This window comes from Promicromonospora iranensis (genome assembly GCF_028994805.1).
Classification (GTDB): Bacteria; Actinomycetota; Actinomycetes; order Actinomycetales; family Cellulomonadaceae; genus Promicromonospora; species Promicromonospora iranensis.
In genome coordinates, this window is the sequence record NZ_JAJQQP010000004.1 from 222863 (window position 1) to 248143 (window position 25281).

20 protein-coding genes and 1 riboswitch are annotated in these 25281 nt (G+C 72.0%); of the genes, 12 read left to right on the forward strand and 8 right to left on the reverse strand.

The window, feature by feature from the left end; translation table 11 throughout:
* The first annotated feature begins 93 nt into the window (after positions 1-93).
* Positions 94-1758, forward strand: coding sequence for a BCCT family transporter (locus tag LUM46_RS08165; RefSeq protein ID WP_274993287.1), 1665 nt, complete (start codon positions 94-96; stop codon positions 1756-1758).
* Between the two features lie 16 nt (positions 1759-1774).
* Here the strand turns inward: LUM46_RS08165 and LUM46_RS08170 are convergent, their stop codons facing one another.
* A complete protein-coding gene (locus tag LUM46_RS08170; RefSeq protein ID WP_274993288.1) occupies positions 1775-2353 on the reverse strand; it encodes a winged helix-turn-helix domain-containing protein in 579 nt (192 codons plus the stop codon).
* Between the two features lie 82 nt (positions 2354-2435).
* Here LUM46_RS08170 and LUM46_RS08175 point away from each other — a divergent pair, with 82 nt between their 5' ends.
* Positions 2436-3791 carry an MFS transporter gene (locus LUM46_RS08175; RefSeq protein ID WP_274993290.1) on the forward strand — a complete coding sequence of 452 codons (1356 nt, stop codon included), beginning with the start codon at positions 2436-2438 and terminating at the stop codon, positions 3789-3791.
* A 6-nt stretch (positions 3792-3797) separates the two neighbouring features.
* Here the strand turns inward: LUM46_RS08175 and LUM46_RS08180 are convergent, their stop codons facing one another.
* Complete coding sequence (locus LUM46_RS08180) at positions 3798-4829, reverse strand: SDR family NAD(P)-dependent oxidoreductase (protein WP_274993291.1); 1032 nt, start codon at positions 4827-4829, stop codon at positions 3798-3800.
* Between the two features lie 60 nt (positions 4830-4889).
* Between LUM46_RS08180 and LUM46_RS08185 the strand changes: the two genes are divergently transcribed.
* On the forward strand, positions 4890-5510 hold the full coding sequence (locus LUM46_RS08185; protein WP_274993293.1) for a helix-turn-helix domain-containing protein: 621 nt from the start codon (positions 4890-4892) through the stop codon (positions 5508-5510).
* A gap of 18 nt (positions 5511-5528) precedes the next feature.
* On the opposite strand, the gene LUM46_RS08190 is transcribed toward LUM46_RS08185, so the two are convergent.
* Positions 5529-6119, reverse strand: coding sequence for a TetR/AcrR family transcriptional regulator (locus LUM46_RS08190; protein ID WP_274993295.1), 591 nt, complete (start codon positions 6117-6119; stop codon positions 5529-5531).
* A gap of 99 nt (positions 6120-6218) precedes the next feature.
* Here LUM46_RS08190 and LUM46_RS08195 point away from each other — a divergent pair, with 99 nt between their 5' ends.
* A complete protein-coding gene (locus LUM46_RS08195; protein WP_274993296.1) occupies positions 6219-7289 on the forward strand; it encodes an NAD(P)-dependent alcohol dehydrogenase in 1071 nt (356 codons plus the stop codon).
* 3 nt (positions 7290-7292) lie between these two features.
* Here LUM46_RS08195 and LUM46_RS08200 read toward each other — a convergent pair whose 3' ends face one another.
* Positions 7293-8228: an AraC family transcriptional regulator gene (locus tag LUM46_RS08200; protein ID WP_274993298.1), complete on the reverse strand. Its 936-nt coding sequence runs from the start codon at positions 8226-8228 to the stop codon at positions 7293-7295.
* Positions 8229-8309: 81 nt separating this feature from the next.
* Between LUM46_RS08200 and LUM46_RS08205 the strand changes: the two genes are divergently transcribed.
* From LUM46_RS08205 to purH, 3 genes are all read left to right on the forward strand, one after another.
* Entirely contained in the window at positions 8310-9146 is an 837-nt protein-coding gene (locus LUM46_RS08205; protein ID WP_274993299.1) for an NAD(P)H-binding protein, read from the forward strand.
* A gap of 57 nt (positions 9147-9203) precedes the next feature.
* Positions 9204-9629, forward strand: coding sequence for a pyridoxamine 5'-phosphate oxidase family protein (locus tag LUM46_RS08210; RefSeq protein WP_274993301.1), 426 nt, complete (start codon positions 9204-9206; stop codon positions 9627-9629).
* A 26-nt stretch (positions 9630-9655) separates the two neighbouring features.
* A riboswitch (ZMP/ZTP riboswitch) is annotated at positions 9656-9742 on the forward strand.
* 33 nt (positions 9743-9775) lie between these two features.
* Complete coding sequence (gene purH, locus LUM46_RS08215) at positions 9776-11416, forward strand: bifunctional phosphoribosylaminoimidazolecarboxamide formyltransferase/IMP cyclohydrolase (RefSeq protein ID WP_274993303.1); 1641 nt, start codon at positions 9776-9778, stop codon at positions 11414-11416.
* A 117-nt stretch (positions 11417-11533) separates the two neighbouring features.
* Here purH and LUM46_RS08220 read toward each other — a convergent pair whose 3' ends face one another.
* On the reverse strand, positions 11534-12565 hold the full coding sequence (locus LUM46_RS08220) for a hypothetical protein (protein WP_274993304.1): 1032 nt from the start codon (positions 12563-12565) through the stop codon (positions 11534-11536).
* A 159-nt stretch (positions 12566-12724) separates the two neighbouring features.
* Positions 12725-14119 carry an NAD(P)/FAD-dependent oxidoreductase gene (locus LUM46_RS08225; RefSeq protein ID WP_274993306.1) on the reverse strand — a complete coding sequence of 465 codons (1395 nt, stop codon included), beginning with the start codon at positions 14117-14119 and terminating at the stop codon, positions 12725-12727.
* 109 nt (positions 14120-14228) lie between these two features.
* On the opposite strand from LUM46_RS08225, the gene LUM46_RS08230 reads away from it, so the two are divergent.
* A complete protein-coding gene (locus LUM46_RS08230; protein WP_274993307.1) occupies positions 14229-14675 on the forward strand; it encodes a DUF3017 domain-containing protein in 447 nt (148 codons plus the stop codon).
* A gap of 82 nt (positions 14676-14757) precedes the next feature.
* Here LUM46_RS08230 and LUM46_RS08235 read toward each other — a convergent pair whose 3' ends face one another.
* Together LUM46_RS08235 and LUM46_RS08240 are read right to left on the reverse strand one after the other, a co-directional pair.
* Positions 14758-16065 (reverse strand): septum formation family protein, encoded by a 1308-nt coding sequence (locus LUM46_RS08235; protein WP_274993308.1) that lies wholly within the window; start codon positions 16063-16065, stop codon positions 14758-14760.
* Between the two features lie 155 nt (positions 16066-16220).
* Positions 16221-17174 (reverse strand): MIP/aquaporin family protein, encoded by a 954-nt coding sequence (locus LUM46_RS08240; protein WP_274993309.1) that lies wholly within the window; start codon positions 17172-17174, stop codon positions 16221-16223.
* Positions 17175-17418: 244 nt separating this feature from the next.
* Between LUM46_RS08240 and LUM46_RS08245 the strand changes: the two genes are divergently transcribed.
* The 4 genes from LUM46_RS08245 to LUM46_RS08260 all read left to right on the forward strand — a co-directional run bounded on the left by LUM46_RS08245 (position 17419) and on the right by LUM46_RS08260 (position 25278).
* On the forward strand, positions 17419-18408 hold the full coding sequence (locus LUM46_RS08245) for a malate dehydrogenase (protein ID WP_274993310.1): 990 nt from the start codon (positions 17419-17421) through the stop codon (positions 18406-18408).
* A 153-nt stretch (positions 18409-18561) separates the two neighbouring features.
* On the forward strand, positions 18562-20772 hold the full coding sequence (locus LUM46_RS08250; RefSeq protein WP_274993311.1) for an NADP-dependent isocitrate dehydrogenase: 2211 nt from the start codon (positions 18562-18564) through the stop codon (positions 20770-20772).
* Positions 20773-20929: 157 nt separating this feature from the next.
* Positions 20930-24586 (forward strand): ATP-binding cassette domain-containing protein, encoded by a 3657-nt coding sequence (locus LUM46_RS08255; protein ID WP_274993312.1) that lies wholly within the window; start codon positions 20930-20932, stop codon positions 24584-24586.
* A gap of 86 nt (positions 24587-24672) precedes the next feature.
* Positions 24673-25278, forward strand: a complete 606-nt coding sequence (locus LUM46_RS08260) for a dihydrofolate reductase family protein (protein WP_274993313.1) — start codon at positions 24673-24675, stop codon at positions 25276-25278.
* Positions 25279-25281 lie beyond the last annotated feature (3 nt).

Below are 25281 nucleotides of genomic sequence, written 5' to 3' on the forward strand. Positions count from 1 at the left end.
GCCTCGATACGGTGGCTGGGTCAATCTGCGGGAACCTCGCACATCAGTAATGACTCCGATCGGGCGAGAAACGTCCACAGCGAAAGGCAGGACATGTCTGACGACCACAGCACGAGCACGAAGGACGCTCCCCCCGGGGCGGCCGGCAGGCGCAAGCTGATCCCCGCGCCGGGGGTCTTCTATCCGGCGGCTGGCCTGCTGCTCGCGTTCGTGGTGATCACCGCGATCATCCCGGAGCAGATGGGCGACCTGATCGCCACGGCGAACCAGACCGTCGTGCAGGACCTGGGCTGGTACTACATCGGCCTGGTCGCGGCCTGCGTCTTCTTCGCCATCTGGCTGGCGGTCTCGCCGATGGGCACCATCGTGCTCGGCAAGGACCCCAATGACGAACCGGAGTTCAAGCTCGGCTCGTGGTTCGCCATGCTGTTCGCCGCCGGCATGGGCATCGGCCTCGTCTTCTGGGGCGTCGCCGAGCCGCTCAACCACTACAGCGTGACGCCCCCGGGAGCCAGCGCCGCCACACCGGCAGCGGCGGCACGCTCGGCCATGGACGTCACGTTCCTGCACTGGGGGCTGCACGCCTGGGCCATCTACGTGGTGGTCGGCCTCGCCATCGCCTACTCGGTGCACCGCCTGGGCAACCCCGTCTCGATCCGCTGGGCGCTCAAGCCCTTGCTCGGTGACCGCGTCCAGGGCTTCTGGGGCGACGTCATCGACGTGATCGCCGTGCTGGGCACCCTGTTCGGCGTCGCGACGTCGCTCGGCCTGGGCGTGACCCAGATCGGTGCGGGGCTCGGTTATCTCGAGGTCATCGACGAGCCCACCACGTGGATGCTCGTCGCCCTGATCATCGTCATCACGGCGCTCGCCGTGACCTCGGTGATCACGGGTGTGGACAAGGGCATCAAGTGGCTGTCCAACATCAACATGGGCCTCGCCACGGCGATCATGGTGTTCGTCCTGATCGCCGGCCCCACCGTGTTCATCCTGAGCGACTTCATCACGCAGATCGGTTCGTACCTGCAGAACTTCTTCTACCTCACGTTCAACGCCCGGCCCTTCCAGGAGGAGGGGGCGGCGTGGCTCGGCGGCTGGACCACGTTCTACTGGGGCTGGTGGATGAGCTGGGCGCCGTTCGTGGGCGTGTTCATCGCCCGGATCTCGAAGGGCCGCACGATCCGCCAGTTCGTGACGGGTGTGCTCCTCGTGCCCACCCTGGTGACGTTCCTGTGGTTCTCGGTGCTGGGCGGCACCGCGCTGTACGAGGAGATCTTCGGGGACGGTGGCCTGATCGCCGAGGACGGTTCCGTCAGCACGAACACGGCGCTGTTCCAGCTCTTCGACACGCTGCCCGGAGCCGCGATCCTGAGCGTCCTCGGGATCGTCCTGATCGTGATCTTCTTCGTCACCAGCTCGGACTCGGCGTCGTTCGTCGTCGACATGCTCTCCTCGGGCGGCGACCCGAACCCGCCCCGGTGGAGCCGCGCGTTCTGGGCCTCCGTCGAGGGTGCCGTCGCGGCGGTCCTGCTCGTCGTGGGCGCGCAGGCTGCGGCCGCCAATCCCGACGCGGGCATCGATCCACTGAGCGCGTTGCAGACCATGGCGATCCTGCTGGCGCTGCCGTTCAGCGTCGTGCTGGTGCTGCTGGCCGTGTCGACCGCCAAGGCGCTCCTCAAGGAGCAGAAGGTGCGGCAGCAGAAGCAGCGCGAATGGTTCGCGGAGCGGGTCGCGGAACACATCGAGAACCGCTCGTAGCGGTTCCGGCCGGCGCTCAGTCCTCCTGCGCCGGCTCCGTCGCGAGGTCACGCGGGCCGACGGCGAAGACGACCTGGTAGTACGTCCGCTCCGGGTCGTCGGGGTCGGCCCGCTTGGCCGCACCGGTCCTGTCCCACCACTTCTCCAGCACGGCGGTGACCTCGGCCGTCATCCGTTCGGCCTCGTCACGCGTGAGGAAGGCGCCGCTGGCGGTCCCCTCGTGGAAGTTCTCCTGTTCTCCGGGGGCGTCCCGGTCCCGCAGGAACATGTCACGCAACCATCGGGTGTACGGGGCGATCGCGCGCTCGGCCCCTGCGATGTCGCGGTCGATCACGAACTGTTCCACCACCGGCCGCCACACCCGGTCTCGCTTGTCGCGAGCGAGCTCCGGTGCCTCCTCGATGAAGTGGTGCCGGGCGAGCACGCGCAGGTGGAAGCTGATCGAGTTCGCCGGCTCGCCGAGCGCCCTGGCGAGATCGGCGGCACGGGCGTGCTCGCGGACGTTGAGCTCCACCAGGATCCGCTGCCGCAGCGGGTGCGCCATGGCGCGCAGGGTCTCCGGGTCGGTGATGCGGAGCGGTTCCTTCGAGGCCATCGCGTCAGGCTAACAAGGTTCCGCACCAACAAATGCGCAACTTCGATTGCGCAAGTACAGTTGCGGAATCTAGCCTGGCGCCATGACGACCGAACGGGCGGCGGGCGAGGCGCGCGCAGGGGAGCCGGCAGCGGAGCCCGCTGCCGAGGGCGCGGCCGGTGTCCCGGAGCCGGCGACGAGCCTCTGGGGGAACCGCTCGTACCGTCTGCTCCTGACCGGCACGACGGCCGAGGACGTCGGCGACGCGATCGGTACGCTCGCCGTTCCGCTGCTTGCCTACGCCGTCACCGGGTCGGTGGTGCAGGCGGGCCTGATCGTCTTCGTCGGGCGGCTCGGGTCGATGGTCATGGCGCTGCCGGCCGGCGTGGTCGTGGACCGGGTGAACCGGCGTCGGCTCATCATCGCCGGCGCCGCCGTGGCGGCGGCGGCCTGGCTCAGCGTGGTGCTCGTGGGGCTGGTGGGCGGTCTCTCGGTCACGGGACCGCACCTGGCCGGGGTGCTCTTCGTGTCCTCGGTGGTGGGCTCGCTGATGGACCCGGCCGGGACTGCCGCCCTGCACGCCGTGGTGCCGAAGGAGCAGCTCGGTCAGGCGCTGTCCGTGGCGCAGGGGCGGGACGCGGCCGCGACCCTGCTGTCCGGGCCGCTCGGTGGGCTGCTCTACGGCGTCAGCAGTGTGCTGCCGTTCCTGGTCTCGGCCGCGGGGCGTCTGGTGGCGGTCGTGACCACGTCCATGGTGCGAGAGCCGCTCAACGGCGACCTGGCATCGGCCAGGGCGGAGCGTCCGCTCGCGTCCCTCGGGCAGGGGCTGCGGCTCGTGTTCGGCGTCCGGCTGTTCCGCAGCGTCCTCGGTCTGTTCATCCTGGTCAACGTGGTGGTCAACGGCCTGATGATCGCGATCAACCTGCATCTCGTGCGGAGCGGTACCGATCCGACGCTCGTCGGGCTGGTCTACACGGCGGTCGGCGTGGGGGTCCTGGCCGGCTCGGTCGTCGCCGGACCGCTCATCCGGAGGGTTCGGGTGGGCGCCCTGACCGCGATGGCTCTCGGGGCGTCGGCGGTCGCCGTCATCGTGATGGCGCTGTTCCCGACGTACTGGGGCTTCGTCGCCGCGCTGACCGGGATGATGCTGTTCGCCCCGGCGCTCAACGCCGGCGTGCTCTCCTATGTCACGGCGATCACGCCGGGCCACATGCAGGGCCGCATGTCCGCCACGCTCGGGCTGACCGGGCTGGTGGCGGGACCCGTCGCGCCGCTCGCGGGCAGCCTGCTGCTCGCCGGGCTCGGCATCGCCGCCGCGATGTGGGTGTTCGCCGCGTCCCTGGTCGTCCTGTTCCTCGCGCTGTTCCTCGTGCGGTCCCTGTGGCGCGTCGGCCTCCCGGACACCTGGGCGGCCGACGTGATCGAGTGGCCGACGGCGCGCCCGCCGTCGGCCACGTGAGGCGCGTCAGACCGCGGACCAGCCGCCGTCCGAGGCGATGATCGCCCCGTTGAGGTTCACCGAGTCCTTCGACAGGAGGAACGTGATGGAGGCGGCGAGCTCCTCCGCCGTCGCGAGGCTCAGGATGTTGATCTGGTGGGGGCGCAGGACCGGCGCGCCGAACTCCGCCTGGCCCGGCACGGGGATGCCGGTGGCGACGCCGCCGGGCGCCACGGCGTTGGTCCGGATGCCGTGCTTCGCGTACATGACGGCGTTCGACTTGGTCAGGCCGACCACGGCGTGCTTGGAGGCCGTGTAGGCGACGCCCGCGGCCGAGCCGCGCAGGCCTGCTTCGGAGGCGACGTTGACGATGCGGCCCTCCTTCGCCGTCAGCATGGACGGGACGACGGCGCGGGTGAGCCGCATCGTGCCCTCGAGGTTCACGCGGAGCACGCGCTCCCACAGGGTGTCGGTGACCTCGTGGATCGCCGACATGTCGTCCATGATCCCGGCGACGTTGGCCAGCGCGTCCACCCGGTCGCCCGCGGCGAGGACCATGCGCTCGACGTCGGCCTGGTCGGAGATGTCGCCGGCGACGGGGACGACCTCGGCTCCGGCCGGCAGGTCGGTGAGCGTGGCGGCGAGCTCCCCGAGCTTCTCCTCGGAGATGTCCGCGGCGACGACCCGACCGCCCTCGCGGGCGACCCGGGACGCGACGGCACGGCCGATGCCCGAGGCCGCACCCGTGACGATCACGGTCTGGCCCGTGAAGCGGCCGGGAGTGATCTGCTCGACCCAGCCGGTCGGCTGCTCGTCCTCGGCGTCCGCCTGAGCGGCCTCGTCGGGTGCCGCCTCCCGGTAGGCGGCGATCAGGCCGTCGAGCGCCGCGGCCGGGAACTTGCCGCCGGACAGCGCCACCAGCTGCTCCAGCGGCAGGCTGCGGGCGGGGGCGAGCGAGTCGGGGGTCGCGCCGCCCTGGGCGAGGAAGCCGGCGAGGATCTGGCCGCCGACAGGGTGGTCGAGCCACTCGCCGACGGTGGAGTGAACGGTCAGTGCCATGGTGTGCTCCTAGGACGGGGTAGATACCGGACAACACTGTCCGGTATCTAGGATAGGCCCATGACCGGCGTGTTGCGCGATCCCCGACGTGGTGACGTCCCGCGCGTCCCCGCGCGCCGCGAGGGAGCGCCCAACCTCGGTCCGCGGGCCGCGGCGGGCAATCGCGCCGCGCTGCTGGCCGCGGCTCGGGAGGTCTTCGGGTCCGACGGGACCGGCGCACCGCTGAGCGCCGTCGCCAAGCGCGCGGGCGTCGGGCAGGGCAGCCTCTACCGGCACTTCCCGGAACGGGTTGACCTCGTGGTGGCGGTCTTCGAGGAGCAGGTGGTCGCCGTCGAGGAGCTCGCGCAGGCCCCCGGCGTCGGGCTGCCGGAGCTGCTCGGGCTGGTCACGCGGCACGCGGTCGACTCGGTGGGGTTCGTGGACCTGGTCAGGTCGGGCGTGCCGGACGGGCGGCTGTCCGGCCTGGCGGAGCGGGTTGCCGGCGCCCTGGGAACCCGGCTGCCGGACGCGACGGCGAGCGGCGCCGTCCCGCCGGGAACGACGCCGGACGACCTGCTGCTCGCCGTCTCGATGGTGGTCGGCGGGCTGTCCGGGGTGGGTGCGGCCGACCGGACGAGCAGAGCCACGCGGGCCTGGGAGCTGCTGGGGATCGAGGTGCGGATCCCGGACGCGCCGGCCTGATCCGGTCGTGCGCGTCCGCTAGTCGGGCGTGACCGCGCGGCGGACCGCCTCGCGCAGGAACTCCCGTCGGCGCCGGTGCTCCGCCGGTGCCTCGCCGGAGTGTGCCGCGTACACGTTGCTGACCGGTGACCAGGCCATCGACATGGCGATCACCATGGCCATCACGTCAAACGGATCACCGGCAACGACCGTGCCCGCCGCCTGCGCCGACGCGATGGCGGCCAGCTTCTCGGCGTCCTGGCGTTCCGGGTCGGCGACCAGGTGGCCCTCGGGCCTCCGCTCCAGCCGCGACCACGTTGCCAGCCGGACGATGTCGGGGTGCGCCAGGTACTCGTCGTAGAGCCGCACCGCCCAGCCTGGCAGGTCGTCCGCGTCGATCGTCGCGAGGTCGATGATCTGGCGGAACGACGCGGCCAGGACCGCGTCGAACAGCTCGTCCTTGGTGCCGAAGTAGCCGTACAGCTGGGCCTTGTTCGTGCGGGCGGCACTGGTGATGCGCTCGATCCGGGCTCCCGAGAAGCCGTACTGGGCGAACTCGGCGGTCGCGGCCTCCAGGATCCGGTGCCACGTCGCCGCACCGCGAGCGGTGAGGGGCTTCCTGTCTGCCACGTGCCGACCCTACCGCCCGGCTCGACGCTTGCTCTGCCCGGCGGGGATGCCGTACCGTCGAAACAGACCGAACAGTTTGTTTATTTTGAGGAGCGTTCCATGCGCGGCACCATCGGGTACGGGGCAGTGCGCCCCGACGAGGAGCTCTCGCTCCGGACCATCGAGCGCCGAGACCTGCGACCGGACGACATTGCCGTCCGTGTCACCTACTGCGGGGTCTGCTTCAGCGACCTCGTGGCGCTGCGCGGGCTGCCGGCCCACGGTGCGGACCAGCCGCTGGTCCCGGGCCACGAGTTCGTCGGCGAGGTGCTGGCCACGGGCGCCGAGGTCACTCGATTCCAGGTCGGTGACCAGGTGGCGGTCGGCAACATCGTCGACTCGTGCGGAGTCTGCGCGATGTGCAGAGCGGGCCAGGAGAACTTCTGCGCGGAGTTCCCGACGCTCACCTATGGTGGCCGCGACCGGCGCGACGGCACACCGACGCTCGGCGGGTACTCCGGTGAGTACGTGGTCCGGGAGAGCTTTGCCTACCACCGCCCGGACAACCTCGATGCGGCCGCCGTCGCGCCGCTGCTGTGTGCGGGCGTGACGGTCTGGGAGCCACTGCGCCGCTGGGGCGCCGGGCCGGGCATGACCGTCGGTGTGGCCGGCCTCGGTGGCCTCGGGCATCTCGCCGTACGTCTCGCCAAGGCGCTCGGTGCTCGGGTCGTGGTGCTCACGCGGACCACGGAGAAGGCGGCAGACGCCCGGGCGCTCGGGGCGGACGACGTCGTCGTCACGACCGACGAGCAGAGCCTCGCACGCGCGGTGAACAGCATCGACCTGCTGATCGACACCATCTCCGCTCCGCACGACCTCGGTCGGCTGCTGCGCCTCGTCGCGCTCGACGGGACCCTGTGCTCCCTGGGTTACCTGGGCCCGGTCTCGCTCGAGACGATGGACCTGCTCATCGGGCGCAAGAGCCTGGCATCGGCAGGGAGCGGTGGGCGGCCGCGCACGCAGGAGCTCCTCGATTTCTGCGGCGAGCACGGCATCACCGCCGACGTCGAGGTACTGCCGGCCGCGCAGGTCGCCACGGCGATGCGCAGGCTCGACGCGAACGACGTGCGATACCGGTTCGTCCTGGACCTCTCGGATCTCTCGCACCTCTCGGACCTGCCGACGGCCTGAGATCTAGGCGCTCTCCTCGAGCGCGCCGGTACGCCGGAACGCGCTCGGGCTCACGCCGCGGACCCGTTTGAACGCCGCGCTGAAGGCGAACGCGTCGGAGTAGCCCACCACCCGGGCGACCTCGGCGATCGTCGCCGTCTCCCGCTCGGTCAGCAGGTCGGCGGCAAGCGTCATGCGCCAGTGCGTGAGGTAGGTCAGCGGCGGTTCGCCGACCAGGTCGGCGAACCGCTTGGCCAGGGTGGACCGTGACACCCCTGTGCGGCGGGCCAGCGTGGCGACCGACCAGGGGGCCGCCGGCTCGGCGTGCAGCAGGCGCAGGGCGTCACCGACCACCGGGTCCCGCTGGGCGGCGTACCAGGCAGGGGCGTCGCCGCCGGCCCGGTCGAAGTACTCGCGCAGCGTGCAGACCAGCATCCAGTCCAGCAGCCGGTCGAGCACCACCTGCTGGCCCGGGGCGTCGATGGCGACCTCGGTCGCGAGGTGTTCCAGGACGGCGTCGCCGGCGCCCCCCGCGCCCACGCTCAGCACGACCGGCAGGGCGTCGAGCAGCCGGCGGCTGATCTCACCGTCCACGGGATAGGCGCCGACGATCAGCGTCGTCGTGCCGTCGCCGCAGTCGGTCCAGCCGCGCCGGTACCGCGTGCCACCCTCCTCGGGTGTCGTGCAGTGCTCGCCGCACGCGACCGGTTCGGCGGCGGTACCGACCTCGTCGACGAACAGGAACGGGGCGGGGCCCCGCACGACGACGGTCTCGCCGGCCGCGAGCCGTACCGGTGCCCGGCCCTCCGGCACGATCCAGCCGCCCCCACCGAGGGCCGTGCACAGGGTCAGCGGCGCGCCGTCCACGAAGTCCAGCGCCCACGGCGGGGACAGGGTCGAGCTGCCGAACAACGAGCCGTGCGCCCGCATCCCGCGAAAAAGGTCACTGAGCGCGTCCATGCTCAGAGATTAGACGATCACACAGGCAATCTGGCTTCCTGCCTATGGATCCGTCCGGGCCGGTCCCGTTGAATCGCTGTCATGAGCAACGACACCACCCTCGTCCTCGGCGCGACCGGCAAGACCGGCCGACGGGTCGCCGCACGCCTGCGGCTGCACGGCGCGCCCGTGCGCACCGCCTCGCGATCCAGCAGCACCCGGTTCGACTGGGCGGACCCGGACGGCTGGGACCCGGTGCTGCGGGACGTCACCACCGTCTACGTGGTCCCGCCTCCCGTGCCCGGCCCGGTCCACGAGCTCGTGCGGCGTGCCGAGGCCGCGGGCGTGCGACGCCTGGTGCTCCTGTCCGGGCACGGCATCGACACCTGGGGCGACTCCACGTTCGGCCAGGACATGCGCTCGGCCGAGGACGCCGTGCGCGGCTCGGCACTGGAGTGGACGGTGCTGCGGGCGTCGAACTTCAACCAGAACTTCGACGAGGACCTCTTCCACGCCCCGCTGCTCGCCGGCGAGCTGGTCCTCCCGGCCGGGGCGGTCCCGGAGGCGTTCATCGACCTGGAGGACGTCGCCGACGTCGCCGTCGCCGTACTGACCGAACCCGGCCGGCATGCCGGGCGGACCTACGAGCTGACCGGGCCGCGCGCACTGACCTTCGCCGAGGCGACCGAGCTGATCGCCCGGGCGTCCGGACGGCCGATCGCCTACCGGCAGGTGTCTCCGGCCGAGTACGGCGCCGCGCTGGTGGCGGAGGGCTGGGGCGAGGACGACGCCCGCAACGTCGCCGACATGTTCGTGCTGATGGAGCGCGGGCTGATCAGCGAGACGACGGACGGCGTCAGGTCCGTGCTGGGGCGCGAGTCCCGACCCTTCGAGGACTACGTCGTCCGGGCCGCGGCAGCCGGAGCCTGGCGACCCTGACCCCCGTGCCTGACCCCCGTACCTGACCCCCTACCGCCACCACCTGAAAGGCCCCCGATGCCGCACACCGACAGCCTGACCGCCGAGGACCTCGAGTTCCTCGCCCGCCCTCTGCACGGGTTCCTGTCCGTCGCGGGCGGGACGCAGCCACCTCAGCCCCGGCCCCTGTGGTTCGAGGCCACCGCGGAGGGCACCGTCCAGTTCTTCACCGAGCCGGGGTCCCTGAAGATGCGGCGCCTGGCCCGCGACCCGCGCGCCTCGCTGGTCGTCGCCGCACCCGTGGGCGAGCGCGAACGCTGGATCTCCGTCGCGGGCCGCACCACCGTGGAGACCGACGGGGTGTCCGACCTGGCCTCCCGGCTCGCGGCACGTTACTGGGACCTCGACGACCCGGCCCGGGCCAGGAGCCTCGCGGCGATCCTGGGCAGCGAGCTGACCCGCGTCGTCATCCACCCGGAGACGGTGTACCGCTACGGGTACTGATACGGGTGCCGACGTCCGGATAGACTGCGCGTGGCCGTGACTGGCGAGGGTGGGTCACCACCGGGGAGCGGCCGAGCGACCCGTGATGCGCGCCGCCCGCCTGGGTGCCAGGGTTTTCCGCGAAGCTACCTCCGAGGAGAACCGCCATGTCCGGCGCCCCGTCCACACCTGAAGTCCAGCTCACCGACGACTCGCAGCGCCCCGTGCGGCGCGCCCTGCTGAGCGTCTACGACAAGACCGGCCTGATCGAGCTCGCCACGGCGCTCCATGGCGCCGGGGTCGAGCTGGTCTCCACCGGATCCACCGCGTCGCGGATCGCCGACGCCGGCATCCCCGTCACCCCCGTCGAGGACCTCACCGAGTTCCCGGAGTGCCTCGAGGGCCGGGTCAAGACCCTGCACCCGCGGGTGCACGCCGGCATCCTGGCCGACACCCGCAAGCCGGACCACCTGTCCCAGCTCGCGGAGCTCGAGATCCAGCCGTTCGAGCTGGTCGTCGTGAACCTCTACCCGTTCGCGGCCACCGTCGCGTCGGGCGCCGAGCCGGACGCCGTCGTCGAGCAGATCGACATCGGCGGCCCGTCCATGGTCCGCGCCGCGGCGAAGAACCACCCGTCGGTCGCCGTCGTCGTCGACCCGGAGGCCTACTCCGCCGTCGCGGACGCCGTCCGCGCAGGCGGGTTCACCTACGCGCAGCGCAAGGCCCTCGCCGCCGAGGCGTTCGTGCACACCGCGACGTACGACGTCGCCGTTGCCTCGTGGATGAGCAGCGTCGTGTCGCCCACGGACGAGGTGACGGTCGACGGCGAGCCGCAGCGCTCCGGCTTCCCGGCCTGGGTCGGCGGCACCTGGGACCGGTCGGACGTGCTCCGCTACGGCGAGAACCCGCACCAGCGCGCCGCCCTGTACACGCGCGGCGACGGGGCCACGGGCCTGGCCCAGGCCGAGCAGCTGCACGGCAAGGCCATGAGCTACAACAACTACGTCGATGCCGACGCCGCATGGCGGGCCGCCTGGGACCACGAGGGACCCGCCGTGGCGATCATCAAGCACGCCAACCCGTGCGGCATCGCCGTCGGTGCCGACATCGCCGAGGCGCACGCCAGGGCCCACGCGACCGACCCGGTCAGCGCGTACGGCGGCGTGATCGCGGCCAACGGCGTTGTCACGGCGGCCGCGGCCCAGCAGATCGCCCCGGTGTTCACCGAGGTCGTCGTGGCTCCGGGCTTCGAGCCGGAGGCGCTCGAGATCCTGCGGGCCAAGAAGAACATCCGGCTGCTGGTCGTCCCGGAGGCGCCGTCCGCCGCCGTCGAGACCCGGCCGATCTCGGGCGGGCTGCTCATGCAGGCGACCGACCGGTTCCAGGCCGACGGCGACGCTCCGGAGAACTGGACCCTGGCCGCCGGTGAGGCGGCATCACCCGAGGTCCTCGCCGACCTCGCCTTCGCGTGGAAGGCCGTGCGGGCCGCCAAGTCGAACGCGATCCTCCTGGCCAAGGACGGCGCGGCGGTCGGCATCGGCATGGGCCAGGTGAACCGGGTGGACTCGTGCCGGCTCTCGGTCGAGCGCGCCAACACCCTGGCCGACGGCGCCGAGCGGGCGCGGGGGGCCGTCGCGGCGTCGGACGCCTTCTTCCCGTTCGCGGACGGCCTGCAGGTGCTGCTCGACGCCGGCGTGACCGCCGTCGTGCAGCCGGGCGGCTCGATCCGCGACGACGAGGTGATCAAGGCGGCCGAGGCGGCCGGCATCACGATGTACCTCACGGGCACCCGCCACTTCGCCCACTGAGGGCCACCCACCGCCGTCGTCCTCGCGCCGTCCCGCGCCGTCCCGCGCGGTAGCCGCCCCACTTCGAGGCCTAAGTTTCTCCGTTCTGAAACGGTTCAGAACGGAGAAACTTAGACCTCAAAGCGAGTGGCCGAGCGCGGCAGGCAGCGTGCCGAGGACAGCTGGCCGGCCGTGGTCGGCATAGCCTCCAGCGCGCCAGCCGGCCTGGTGCAGCAGCGTGGACAGCGTCATGATCATGCGGGAGCGGAGATCCTTGGCGGTGAAGCGAAGGAGCCTCGAGCCGCCGGCCGACACCAGCGAGTTCTGCCTGTTCCGGTCGCGGTAGACGGCCTGGGGCGCTCTGTGCACCTCGGCCCCGTCGATCTCGACAAGGAGCCAGCTTCCGTCCGGAAGGCGCCAGGCGAGGTCGATCCGGCCGAGGAAGGTGCCGTTCGCGTCCCGGACGACAAGCTGGAGGGTGTCCGGCGGGATCCCGGCATCGAGGCAGGCCAGCCGTGCCACGGACTCGAGCGGCGACTCCGCACGGCCGTCCGCCAGCTGCCACCAGGGATGTGTCGCCTCGACGTCCCGGTGTCCGCGGGCGAGCTCGTGCGCGCGGGCAAGGTCGTCGGCGGTGGCCTTCCGGGTGTGCAGCAGGTCGTCCATCACGGCGACCGCGTCGTCCCGCCGCATCTGTACGACGCCCAGCGCGAGTGCGTGCGTGACGGTCGCGATCCGGAACGTGCCGCCGAACGTCGCCGTGACCGTCGTCCCGATCTTGCGGAAGACGATCCCGTCCCGCGGCGGCCGCCACTTTCCGTCCGGGGCGACCACCTCGGGCCGAAGGGTGCGCGGAAGGCCCTTGGCCTCGTGCAGCGCCAGAGCGCAGACGCCGATCGCCGTCGAGCCCGGGCCGCCCGCGAGGAGACCGAGCCACGCGGGCCGTCGTCGGAGGTGATCCAGGACGTCCGCACGAGACCTCTGCTCGGGAGGAACCAGGTCCGTGTCGAAAACACCCTGCGTGACCCGGGTCAGCCGGCACTGGTGAACCAGCCGGTACCGCCACGATGCGTCCACGCCGATCGCGTCGAGCTGGGCGGCGGAGACCAGTCCTTCCTGCCCGGAGGCGATGACGTCCAGCTGCGCGGGCAGAGGCTTGAGCAGTCGCATGGCCCCATATCAACATGCAACCCATCCCAAAAGCGGTCGACCGCCGCCAACCCTGTGGATAACCGGCGACGCCGTTTGTTTTCGAGGTCTAAGTTTCTCCGCTCTGAATCGCTTCAGAGCGGAGAAACGTAGACCTCGAAAATGGTGGGGGTACGTCGGTCAGACGAGCGCGTCCTTGAGCTTGATCGACGGGTCCAGGGCGCGGTCCAGGTCCAGCGTCAGCGGCACGCCCCGGTTCATCAGCTTGCGCACCTGCCCCACCTCACGGGGCGAGTCGACCAGCAGCACCGCCCGGGCGGTCACGATCCGGTGGCCGTCCGCGGTGCGTCGGGGGTGCCGGTCCAGCGCGTTCTCCAGGTAGAGCGCGGCCCAGCCGCCCGACGCCGCGGGGTCGCCGCGCAGCACCACCTCGTCGAACGGGGACGGCGCGCCGAACAGCGCGAGGTCGTGCCCCAGCTGCTGCGAGAAGACGTACGGCGCGTGCGTGGGTATCGGCGGGAGCCCGAGCCGCGCGCGGACGTGCTCCGGCTCGGCGGCACGCTCGTCGAGACCGAGCAGGGCCCGGACGGTGACGTCGGGGTCGTGCAGGGCCGCCGACCAGTGCCCGCCGGGGACCGGCCCGAACACCGGGTGCTCCCGCGTCGCGATGTCGCCCACCGCCCAGACGCGGCGCAGCGCGTCGAGGTGCAGCCCGCCCGCCGGGTCGGTGGGGGACCGCAGGCCCATGAACCGGCCCGCGCGGTTGACCCGCAGCCCGCCGCTCGCCTCGCGCGGCAAGGAGCCGGCCAGCCAGCCGGACGCCGGCCGCGCGCCGACGGCGGCCAGGACCAGGTCGGCCTCGAGCACCCGCCCGTCGGCCAGCGTCACGCGTGCGCCGTCCTGAGCGTCGTCGTGCAGCCCGGGCAGCACCTGGTCGACGGTGACGCCCGTGACCAGGGTGACCCCGGCGGCGTCGTACCAGGGCGCGAGCAGGTCGCCCACGCGCCGGCCGAGCTGCCGCTCCAGGGGCACCGGGCCCGCCTCGACGACCGTGACCCGTGCGCCGGCGCCCGCGGCGACGCCCGCGACCTCGGCTCCGATCCAGCCGGCACCCACCACCACGAGCCGCATACCCGGGACCAGCGCCGCACGCAGCCGCTCCGCGTCCGCTGCCGTGTGCAGGGTGACTGCGGCGTCCCAGCCCGCCGGTCGCACCGGCTCGCTGCCGAGGGCGAGCACCACGGCGTCGGCCACCACGTCGTCGCCGGACGCGGTCCGCACCACCACGCGCTCCCGGTCCACCTCGAGGCGGACCGCGGGGTCGGCGAGCCGGAGGTCGTCGGTGAGCGCAGTGAGATCGATGCCGAGGTCGTCGGCGAGCCAGACCGGCTCGGTGCGCTTGAGCAGCTCCTTGGACAGCGGCGGGCGGTCGTAGGGCGGCAGGCCCTCCGCGCCGAGCAGCGTCACGCGCCCGTCGAAACCGTGCTTGCGCAACGCCACGGCGGTTTGCGCACCGGCCAGTCCCGCACCCACGATGACGACGCTGCTGAGGACCTGTGCTGAAGGCGTGGGCATGGATCTCACGGTAGCTCGCAGGCCGCCAACCTGGGAACGCGCTGGTATTCAGGTTGCAAGCCGGTCACGGCTCTGCAGAATCGCGACGTTTCGGTTGTACCCTCGTGCCGTGGATCTCAGTGAGACGCGGACTGCCTCCGGCGCAGCGGGCGGCGCTACGACGCTCCTCGAGCCGGTCACCGCCGGAACGGCTACGCTCGAACACACCGGAGAGGCACGTCTGACCACGGCCACCACGACGACCAGCCAGGAGCTCGACCGCAGTGAGACGTTCAGCGGCGAGGCCTCCGACATGACATCCGAGCCGCAACGGAGCAACCTCGCGATCTGGTTGGTGCTGCTCGGTGTCGCCCTGTCGGTGCTGCTCGGCATGACTGCCGGGGCACGCGCGGGGGCGATCGGCATCGGCGTGGTCCTCGTGGTCTGCGCGATCTTCCGCGCCGTGCTGGACAGCCCGGTCGGGCTCGTCATCCGCACGCGGACCGTCGACATCGTGCTGTACGGCGCGACGGCTGTGCTGATCGGCGTCCTCGCCGTGGCGACACCCAGCATCTGACGCCGCCCGTACCCGGGCCGGTACCGGACGTCGGCCGCCGTCCGGGGTGACGGCCGACGTGTCAGTGCTCCGCGCGCTCGAGTCAGCGCTCCGCGCCCTTGAGCGAACCCGTGAGCGGCTTCTCCGACTCGACGACGCACAGGATGCGCCGGTCGCCCTCTCCCCAGCTCTGCTCCGACGGCGCGATCGGCCAGTACAGCAGCTCCGACCTGGCCCACCGCATGCCGACGAACTTGGTGAACTCCGGGTAGCAGTACGCGTCCGCGGCGTCCCACAGTGCTTGCTGCGTGGGCGCCTGCCCGTTCTTCGCGAGGCTGTCCGGTGCCGTCGTCTCGGCGTAGACCTCGCCGCCGTGCGCGGTGGTGCAGGGCACCACCGGTATCCGGTACAGCGTGGTCTGGCCCGACGTCGCTGAGGTGTCGAAGCAGTCGCCCACCGCCAGGTCGGGGATCTCCGCCCCGGCGGTGGCCGTCGTGTCCGACGTCGGGGTCTCCTCGCCGGACGGCTCCGTCTCGTCGCCGGATCCGGGCGGCGGGAGCTGTTGGGGGTCGTTCGCGGGATCCCCCGCGTACGGATCCTCCGCGTACGGATCCTCCGCGTACGGGTCCGAGGCGTAGGGATCGGGGTCGTAGGGATCCCCGGCCGAGGAGGGGTCGCCACTCGGGATCGCCGGCGACGTGGGCGCGGCGATCTCGGCGCCGTCGTCGGGCAGGGTGATGCCGAGCGGGCCCGCCAGGGCCGGCGGGACGAACGACCGGGCCGCGGACACGAACCCCTGCGGGAGCGACGACGCGTAGGTGGGTGCGGCCACCACGCCCACCGCCAGCCCGACGATGCCGACGACGCCGAGGGTGACGGCACCCAGGGCGAAGTCGAGGGCGCGGACGGAGGACTTCTTCGCGCGGCGGGTGTTCCCCGTGCCGTTGGCCTCGGCGGTCCGCATCGAGAGCACGAGCGCGGGGATCGCGAGCGGCCAGAAGAGCAGGAACGCGGCCACCACCCAGCCCAGGCGGGTCGGGTACGGCCCCTCGGGCTGCTCGTCGGGGTCGTCGGGGTCGCCTGCGCTCGTCGGCTGCTCGACGACGGCGGAGGCGGGGTCCGCGGGGTCCGCGGGGTTCGGTCCCTCCGCGTCGTCGGCGTCGTCCGCGCCGTCCGCGCCGTCCGCGCCGTCCGCGTCGTCGGCGGGGGCCGCGTCACCCGTGGGACCTGCGTCCTCGACGGGGTCCGCGGCGTCATCTGCCGCGCCGGATGCCGTGGCTCCTGCGCCGGCCGTCGCCTCGTCTGACTTCTTCTCGCCCGCGTCGCCTGCTACGCCGTCTGCTGTGTCGGCCGTCCCGGGATCCGTAGCCGGTTCCGGCTCGTCACCGGGTGTCTGTCTCGTGTCGGCCATGATCCGGGATCGTAGCGTCGGGAAGCGGCGCCCCGGCACCCAGCGGCTGATCGACGCACGGTCTACGCGAACGTGACACAGCGCCCGCACGACACCGGGGCCGCATCTTCCGGACGGAAGATGCGGCCCCGGCGTGGTGCAGGTGCTGCGGTGGATCAGGCCTTGTCGTCGGCCTTCTTCTCGGGCTCGGGCGTGGCCGTCACGTCGGCCTCGGCCTCGGGCGAGGTCTCCACGGCCACGACCTCGGTCTCCTCGACCACGACGAGCTCCTCCTCGTCGTCCTCGTCGAGGTCGAGCTCGTCGGCCTCCTCGAGCTCGCTCGAGGCGAACGCGCGGTAGAAGAGAGCGGCCAGGGCGGCACCGACGAGCGGGGCGACCCAGAACAGCCAGAGCTGGCCCCACTCGTTCGCGAAGAGCGCGGCAGCGGTGGAGCGGGCCGGGTTCATGCCGGAGTTCGTGATGAACCACGAGATCATGGTCAGCGCCGCGATGGCGCTACCGACGGCGGCCGGGCCGTAACCGATGACCGAGCGGCGCCGGTCGTAGGCGCCCAGGTACACGCCCACGAGCACCGCGGAGATGATGACCTCGACCAGGAGCGCCGGGAACCAGTCGAACTGGGCCCCGCCCTGCGTCTGCAGGTAGAGCGGGGAGTTCTCCCCGAAGCCGTTCACGGCGGAGCCGAAGACGGACGGGATGTTCACGATCTCGGGGTTCTGACCCTTGAGCAGGTCGACGAGCGCCGTGGGGAAGGTCGCGAAGAGCACCCCGGCGGCGAGGATGGCGCCGACGAGCTGCGCACCCCAGTAGACGAACATGTCGCGCACCGAGATGCGGCCACCGAGCCAGGCGCCCAGCGAGATCGCCGGGTTGAAGTGCGCGCCCGAGACGCGACCGACCGCAGCGGCACCCGCGATGTAGGCGAAGGCACCGCCGAGCGCGACGCCGAGCCCGCCGACAGAGTTCAGCGGGCTGTAGACGAGCACTCCCACGATCACGAGCGTCAGCAGGAAGGTGCCGAAGGTCTCGGCGAGCAGGCGGGAGAGCAGGCTCGGAGACCGCTCCTCGACCTCGGTGACGCCGCGGGTCGCGGCGAGGTCCTGGGACATGAAGACAAATCCTTTCAGTGGCACACCCATACGGTGCGCGTCATGGCGGAGTGCGTGCGATGTCGCGCACATCCTGCCATTACCTGGCTGGGCAAAACCTGGATGGACGCAGGTATTTTCTTCACCGTACGTCCGCTGACCTCGACGGTGCCGTCCGAGACCGGAATCGGACGGTTGCGAGCGCGGCGCGCGGATGTCGCGTGGGGGCTGGGCGAGGCGGGCCGGTCGATGCAAGAGTGGGTCCATGACTGAACCCGTGAATGTCACCGTCACCGGAGCCGCTGGCCAGATCGGGTACGCGCTCCTCTTCCGCATAGCCGCGGGCGAGATGCTCGGCGCGGACACGCCAGTACGGCTCCGCCTGCTCGAGATCCCCCAGGCCGTCGCCGCCGCCGAAGGCACGGCGATGGAGCTCGACGACTGCGCCTTCCCGACCCTGGCCGGCGTCGAGATCTTCGACGACCCGGTCAAGGCCTTCGACGGGGTCAACGTGGCGCTCCTCGTCGGCGCCCGCCCGCGCGGTGCGGGCATGGAGCGCGCTGACCTCCTGGAGGCCAACGGCGGCATCTTCGGACCGCAGGGCCGCGCCATCAACGAGGGTGCCGCCTCCGACGTCCGGGTGCTCGTGGTCGGAAACCCCGCGAACACCAACGCGCTGATCGCGGCGACGAACGCGCCGGACGTGCCGGCCACCCGGTTCACCGCGATGACCCGTCTGGACCACAACCGCGCGCTCTCGCAGGTCGCTGCCAAGTCGGGGACCCCCGTCGCGGACATCAAGAAGCTCACGATCTGGGGCAACCACTCCGCCTCGCAGTACCCCGACCTGTTCCACGCGGAGGTCGGCGGCCGCCCCGGCGCCGAGATCGCCGCGGACAGGACCTGGCTCACCGACGACTTCATCCCGACGGTGGCCAAGCGGGGCGCGGCGATCATCCAGGCGCGCGGGGCCTCGTCGGCGGCGTCGGCGGCGAACGCGGCGATCGCGCACGTCCGCGACTGGACGCTCGGCACGCCCGAGGGCGACTGGACGTCGGCAGGCCTGTGGTCCTCGGGCGAGTACGGCGTCCCCGAGGGGCTCGTCTCCTCGTTCCCCGTGACCTCGGACGGCACCGGTGAGTGGAAGGTCGTCGAAGGCCTGGAGATCGACGAGTTCTCCCGCACCCGGATCGACGCGAGCGTCGCCGAGCTGACCGAGGAGCGTGACGCCGTCCGCTCCCTGGGCCTCATCTGAGCCGCACCCTGACGTGTCGGACGCTCGCACCACCGGAGCGTCCGGCACGTCGGGCGTGAGGTGCGTCTCGCGATTCCGGAGGGTGCGGGGGACTCAGGTATCTTGATATCGAGAGATCGGCACATTCCAACACCCGGGGAGTCAGCCATACCCATGTCCAAGATCATCTATACCCACACGGACGAGGCCCCGCTTCTGGCGACCTACTCGTTCCTGCCGATCGTCTCGGCGTACGCGGCAAAGGCCGGTGTGGACGTCGAGACCCGCGACATCTCGCTCGCCGGCCGGATCATCGCGCAGTTCCCCGAGCGGCTCACGGACGAGCAGCGCCAGGCGGACGCGCTCGCCGAGCTCGGTGAGATGGCGCACGACCCGTCCGCGAACATCATCAAGCTGCCCAACATCTCGGCGTCGCTGCCGCAGCTGAAGGCCGCCATCGCCGAGCTCCAGAGCCTCGGCTACGACCTGCCGGACTTCCCGGAGAACGCCCGGACCGACGCCGAGAAGGACGCGCGCGAGCGGTACGGCCGCGTCATGGGCTCCGCCGTCAACCCGGTGCTGCGCCAGGGCAACTCCGACCGCCGCGCGCCGGCGTCGGTCAAGAACTACGCGAAGGCGCACCCGCACCGCATGGGTGCGTGGACGCCCGAGTCGAGGACGAACGTCGCGACCATGGGCCACGACGACTTCTTCTCCAACGAGAAGTCGGTGGTCATGGAGGCCGACGACACCCTGCGCATCGAGCACGTCGCCGCTGACGGCACCGTGACCGTGCTCAAGGAGTCGCTGCCCGTCCTCGCCGGCGAGGTGGTGGACGCCACGTTCATCGACGGCGCCGCGCTGGACGGGTTCCTCCTCGAGTCGATCGAGCGGGCCAAGGCCGAGGGCGTGCTGTTCTCCGTGCACCTCAAGGCGACGATGATGAAGGTCTCCGACCCGATCATCTTCGGCCACGTCGTGCGGGCGTTCTTCAAGCCGGTCTTCGAGAAGTACGGGTCGGACCTCGCGGCGGCGGGGCTGTCGGCCAACGATGGCCTGGCCGGCATCTTCACCGGGCTCCAGGCTCTCCCGAACGGTGCCGAGATCCGCGCCGCGTTCGACGCCGCGCTGGCCGACGGCCCGAAGATGGCCATGGTGAACTCCGACAAGGGCATCACCAACCTGCACGTGCCGTCCGACGTCATCGTCGACGCCTCGATGCCGGCCATGATCCGCATCGGCGGCCACATGTGGGGCCCCGACGGCGAGGAGGCCGACACCCTCGCGGTGATCCCCGACTCGTCCTACGCCGGCATCTACCAGACCGTCATCGATGACTGCCGCGCCAACGGCGCCTTCGACCCGGCCACGATGGGCTCCGTCCCGAACGTGGGCCTCATGGCGCAGGCCGCCGAGGAGTACGGCTCGCACGACAAGACGTTCGAGATCGCCGCCGACGGCACGGTCCGCATCGTCAACGGAGCGGGCGACGTCGTCATGGAGCACGCGGTCCACGCGGGCGACGTCTGGCGCGCCTGCCAGACCAAGGACGCCCCGATCCGCGACTGGATCAAGCTGGCCGTCACCCGGGCTCGCGCCGCGGACACGCCCGCGGTGTTCTGGCTCAACTCGCGCCGTGCGCACGACGCCAACCTGATCAAGAAGATCGAGCAGTACCTGCCGGAGCACGACACCGAGGGCCTCGAGATCCTGATCATGGACCCGGCGGAGGCGACGGCGTACTCGCTGGCGCGCATCCGCCAGGGCCTGGACACGATCTCGGTGACCGGCAACGTGCTGCGCGACTACAACACCGACCTGTTCCCGATCCTCGAGGTCGGCACGTCGGCGAAGATGCTCTCGATCGTGCCGCTGATGAAGGGTGGCGGCCTGTTCGAGACCGGCGCCGGCGGCTCCGCGCCGAAGCACGTGCAGCAGCTCGTCGAGGAGGACTACCTGCGCTGGGACTCGCTCGGTGAGTTCTTCGCGCTGGCCGCGTCCTTCGAGCACCTCGCGAGCAGCGAGGGCAACGCCCGGGCCCAGGTCCTCGCCGACACGCTCGACCGCGCCACCGGGTCGTTCCTCAACGAGGACCGCTCCCCGGGCCGCAAGCTCGGCACCATCGACAACCGTGGCTCGCACTTCTACCTCGCCCTGTACTGGGCGCAGGAGCTGGCCACGCAGGCCGACGACGCCGAGCTCGCCGCGACGTTCAAGCCGTTCGCCGAGGCGCTGGCTGCCGGCGAGGAGGCGATCGTGGCGGAGCTGCTCGCGGTCCAGGGCAAGCCGGCCGACATCGGCGGGTACTACCGTCCGGACGACGCCAAGGCGACCGCGGTGATGCGCCCGAGCAAGACGTTCAACGAGGCGCTCGCGTCCCTCTGACACCCTGCCGAGGTAGTCACCCAGCGCACGCTGGGTGACTACCTCGCTGCACGACTACCTCGCCAGAGGGCTACCTCGCGGGGGTGGGCGTGACGCTCGTCGCTCTGCGGAAAAAGAGGCGGGGAGTGTCGGTGTCTGGACGTAGCCTCAGGAAACGATGATCGACGCTCCGCGCACCCCTGACACCACGCCCTCCGCCGAGGCGTCGCCTCCTCCTGCGCCCGCTCTGACGGCCGACCCGACCCGCCGGCTCGACTGGCGGCGGCTGCGCGGCGCGGCGGCCGTGGTCGCCCTGCTCGCCCTCACCACGGGCGCCGTGGGCCAGGCGCTCGGCACCGTCGCGGCCGGGCAGCTGGCGGCGGACGCGACCCTCGTCGGGCTCGTGCTGCTCGCCGTGTGCGTCGTGGGCGGTGCGTTGTTCGACGGCGCCGGGCAGGTCGTCTGGGCCAGCGTCGTGGACCGGGCCGAGGGCAGGCTGCGGAGCGACCTGCTCAGCGCCGCGCTGCGCCAGCCGCTCGCGACGCTGTCCGAGCAGGCCGTGGGTGAGGTGCTCGACCGGGTCGACGACGACACGCACGCCGTCGGCACCCTGGTGCGCCGTCAGCTCTGGGGCGCCGGCCGCACGGTGGTCGGTGTCGTCCCCATGTGGATCATCGCGGGCGTCACCTGGTGGCCGGCCTGGTTCCTGTTCCCCGTGCTGGGTGGCATCGTCGCCCTGCTCACCCGGCCGCTGCTCGGTGAGATCTCGCGCCGCAAGGTGATCGAGGAGGCGGCGTGGACCGACCACGCCGCGGCCTTCGAGGAGGCCGTGGCCGCCCGCAACGACCTGCGGACCAGCCTGGGCCAGGCGTTCGCCGTGCGGCGGGTCGCGCAGCTCTCGGCGGTGGTGCACAGCAAGTTCAAGGACGTGGTGCGCGTCGAGGAGACGCTGCTGCGGCGTGCCGGTCTGGTGATGTACGCGCTGCTGGCCGGGACCGCCGTGGTCTGTGCGGTCGTCGCCTCCGGCGGCGGGCTGTCGGTGGACCAGCTCGTCACGCTGTTCCTCATCACCGCGATGTTCGTGGGCCAGATGGACAACCTGGTGCACCACCTGCCGGACATCCAGGAGGGCCTCGGCGCGGTGCTGCGCATCCGGCAGATGCTGGCGGTCGAGCCGGAGCCCGACGGCGGGGACGACCTGCCGGACGGGCCGCTCGGGCTCGAGGTGCGGGACCTGACCTTCGCCTATGCCGAGGGCACGTTCGCCCTGCGCGGCGTGGACCTGTCCGTACCCGCCGGGCAGACGATCGCGCTCGTGGGCCGCACGGGCTCGGGCAAGTCGACGCTGGCGGCGCTGATGTCCCGTGCCGTGGAGCCGGAACCCGGTTCGGTCTTCCTGGGCGGCGCCGACGTGCGGGACCTGGACCTGCAGAAGCTGCGCGGCGCGGTGGGTGTCGTCACGCAGCGCACCGAGATCATCGCGGGGACGCTGGCGGAGAACATCGCGCTGTTCGCCGACGTGCCGCGAGCCGACGTCGAGGGTGCGGTGCGCGAGCTCGGCCTGACCGACTGGGTGGCGGGCATGCCGGACGGCCTGGAGACCCTGCTCGGGCCGGGCGGCACCACGCTGTCCGCCGGCGAGGAGCAGCTCGTCGCGTTCGCGCGGCTCCTGGTGCGCGACGTGCAGCTGGTGGTCCTCGACGAGGCGACCGCGCGCATGGACCCGCTCACCGAGGCGCGCGTGGTGGCGGCATCGGACCGGCTGCTCACCGGGCGTACTGGTGTGCTCATCGCGCACCGGCTCGGCACCATCGAGCGAGCGGACCTGGTCGCGGTGCTCGACCACGGTCGTGTGGTGCAGCAGGGTCGGCGCGCCGAGCTCGCTCGTGTGCCCGGTCCGTTCCGGACGCTGCTCGTGGCCGGCGCGAGCGACGGGTCGCTGGACGGGGCCCCGGCCGGTGCCAAGGCCGACGATGCGGTCGACGTCGCGGCCGAGACGCGGGCCCAGGCGGTCGCCACGCCGGACAGGGCAACCGCCGAACCCGACCCGGCCGAGCCCGACCCGGCCGACCTCGACCCGGCGACGGCCGAGCCCGACGCCGTCGGCGGCCGACGCCGGGCCGGGACACCGCCGGACCTGCCCGAGCCGGGCGTCGGCCCGAGCCTCGCGCGCGGCGTGCTGCACGCGCTGTTCATCCGCCCGAAGTGGGGCCTGTTCGGGGCGCTCCTGTTCCTCCTGGCCAGCCTCGTAGCGGCCCAGGGCGCGCTCACCGGGTTCCTCTGGGGTCGCACCGTCGAGCAGGTCGGCACGGGGGAGCTGCCGGTGGACCTGCTGGTCGCCCTCGCCGTGCTGCTCCTGCTGCAGCCGCTGTTCATCTCCCGCGCACTGGGCGTGTACCCGCGCTGGTGGGTCGAGGTGCTGCTGCGGATCCGGATGTCGGTCATGCACGGGCAGACCCGGCAGTACCGGCTCCCGGCCACGCCGCCCGGCGAGGTGGTGGCCCGGTCCATGGACGCCGACCGGTTCGTGCGGTACGCGGACCGCTGGGTCGACTTCGTCAACGGCCTCGCGATCGTCGCGGTCACGGCACTGATCAGCGGCACCTGGACCGCGGGCGCCGTCCTGCTGGCGGTCATGGTGGTGTCGGCGCTGGCCTCGGCCATCGGCCGGCCGATCGCCGGCCGCTCGGCCGCCGGCTCGTCGGCGGCGCGCGCACGGTTCGGCCGCGCCCTGGTCTCGGCCCTCGACTCCGCGCGTACGGTCAAGCTGGCTGCGCGCACCCCCGACGTGCGCAGGCACCTCGGTGAGGTCGACGCGGGCCGCGTGAACGCGGCGATCTTCGAGCACCGGGTGCAGGCGGTGCTCGACTCCGTGCCGCTGGTCACCCTGTACGTGGGCGTCGTCGCCGCGTGGACGTTCTACCTCACCGACCGGTGGGACCTGGCCACGACGCTGCTCGTGGCGAGCGCCGTGATGGGCTTCGCCTGGTTCGGTGTCGTGGCGGGCGCGGTGGTCACCGAGGCGCCCGGCACCCGGGCCTGGCAGGTGGCGACGGCGCGGTTCGCGGGCGGCGCCGACCTCGTGTCGCGGCAGCGGGACGTGGACCTGGTGACGGGCACCGCGCCCGCCCCCGAGCCCACCCGACGCGAGCCCCTGGACCGCCTGCAGCTGCACGACCTGACCGCGGTGCACGACGACGGCACGATCGGCGTCTCGGACGTCGACCTCGAGATCCGACGCGGCGAGCTGGTGCTGCTCCTGGGCCAGGTGGGGTCGGGCAAGTCGTCGCTGCTGTCCGCGCTGGCCGGCCTCATGGAGCACACCGGCGAGGTCCGCTGGAACGGCACACCGGTGACCGATGCCCAGGTGTTCCTGCGCCCGGGCCAGGTCGCCCACGTGGCCCAGGTGCCGCGGGTACTGTCCGGCACGTTCTCGGACAACGTACGCCTCGACCACGCACGCGACATCGTGGGTCCCGTCCAGGGCGCACGGCTGTCGCAAGACATGGAGGAGGCCGGCGGCCCGCACGCGCTCGTGGGGCACCGCGGCGTGCGGCTGTCCGGCGGGCAGGTGCAGCGGCTCGCGCTCGCGCGGGCGCTCGCCGCGGACACGGAGCTGCTCCTGGCCGACGACGTCTCCAGTGCTCTGGACGCCTCGACCGAGATCGAGCTCTGGACCGCCCTGCGCCAGCGGGGCACCACGGTGGTCGGTGCGACATCGAAGCGCGCGGCGCTGGCCCGCGCAGACCGCGTCGTCGTGCTGGTGGACGGCAAGGTGGCCGACGTCGGGCCGTGGTCGGGTCTTGCGCCGCGGTGGAGCCATCTCGCGGGCTGACCCTCAGGCCTGCCAGCGATGAGTTCGCCGCGCGCTCGTGGTCGGACACGGGTAGAACCGCAGCACCGACTCTCAGGGAGACCGTCATGGCAAAGCTCAGCTCCAGCATGTTCATCTCGCTCGACGGCGTCGTCGAGGTGGGCGACGGGGAGTGGCACTTCCCGTACTTCGACGGGCCCATGGGCGACGCCGTCACCCGGACGCACGCGGCGCCGCGCATGCTCTTCGGACGGGTGACGTACGACAGCTTCGCGGGCGCCTGGCCGGAGCGGGAGCTGGCCGGCGAGGACGACGCCCAGATGGCGAAGGACCTGGGTGACAAGCGCAAGTACGTCCTGTCGCGTTCTCCCCGCAAGCTCGCCTGGCGCAACTCCGAACAGCTGACCGGCGACCTCGTCGAGGCGGTGACGGCGCTCAAGCAGGAGGAGGGCGACATCTTCCTGTCGGGGTCGCCGTCGGTCGTGCGCCAGCTCCTGCAGCACGGGCTGCTGGACGAGCTCAACCTGTTCGTGCACCCGGTGCTGGTGGGAAAGGGCAAGCGGCTCCTTCCCGACGGTCCGACGACCCACCTGAAGCTGGTGTCGACCGAGACGTTCCCCAGGGGCGTGCAGCTCATGGTCTTCGAGCCCGTCGAGGGCGCGCCCTCCGAGACCGCCTACGAGGAGGTCCGGGAGCACATCGCCCAGGACTGACCG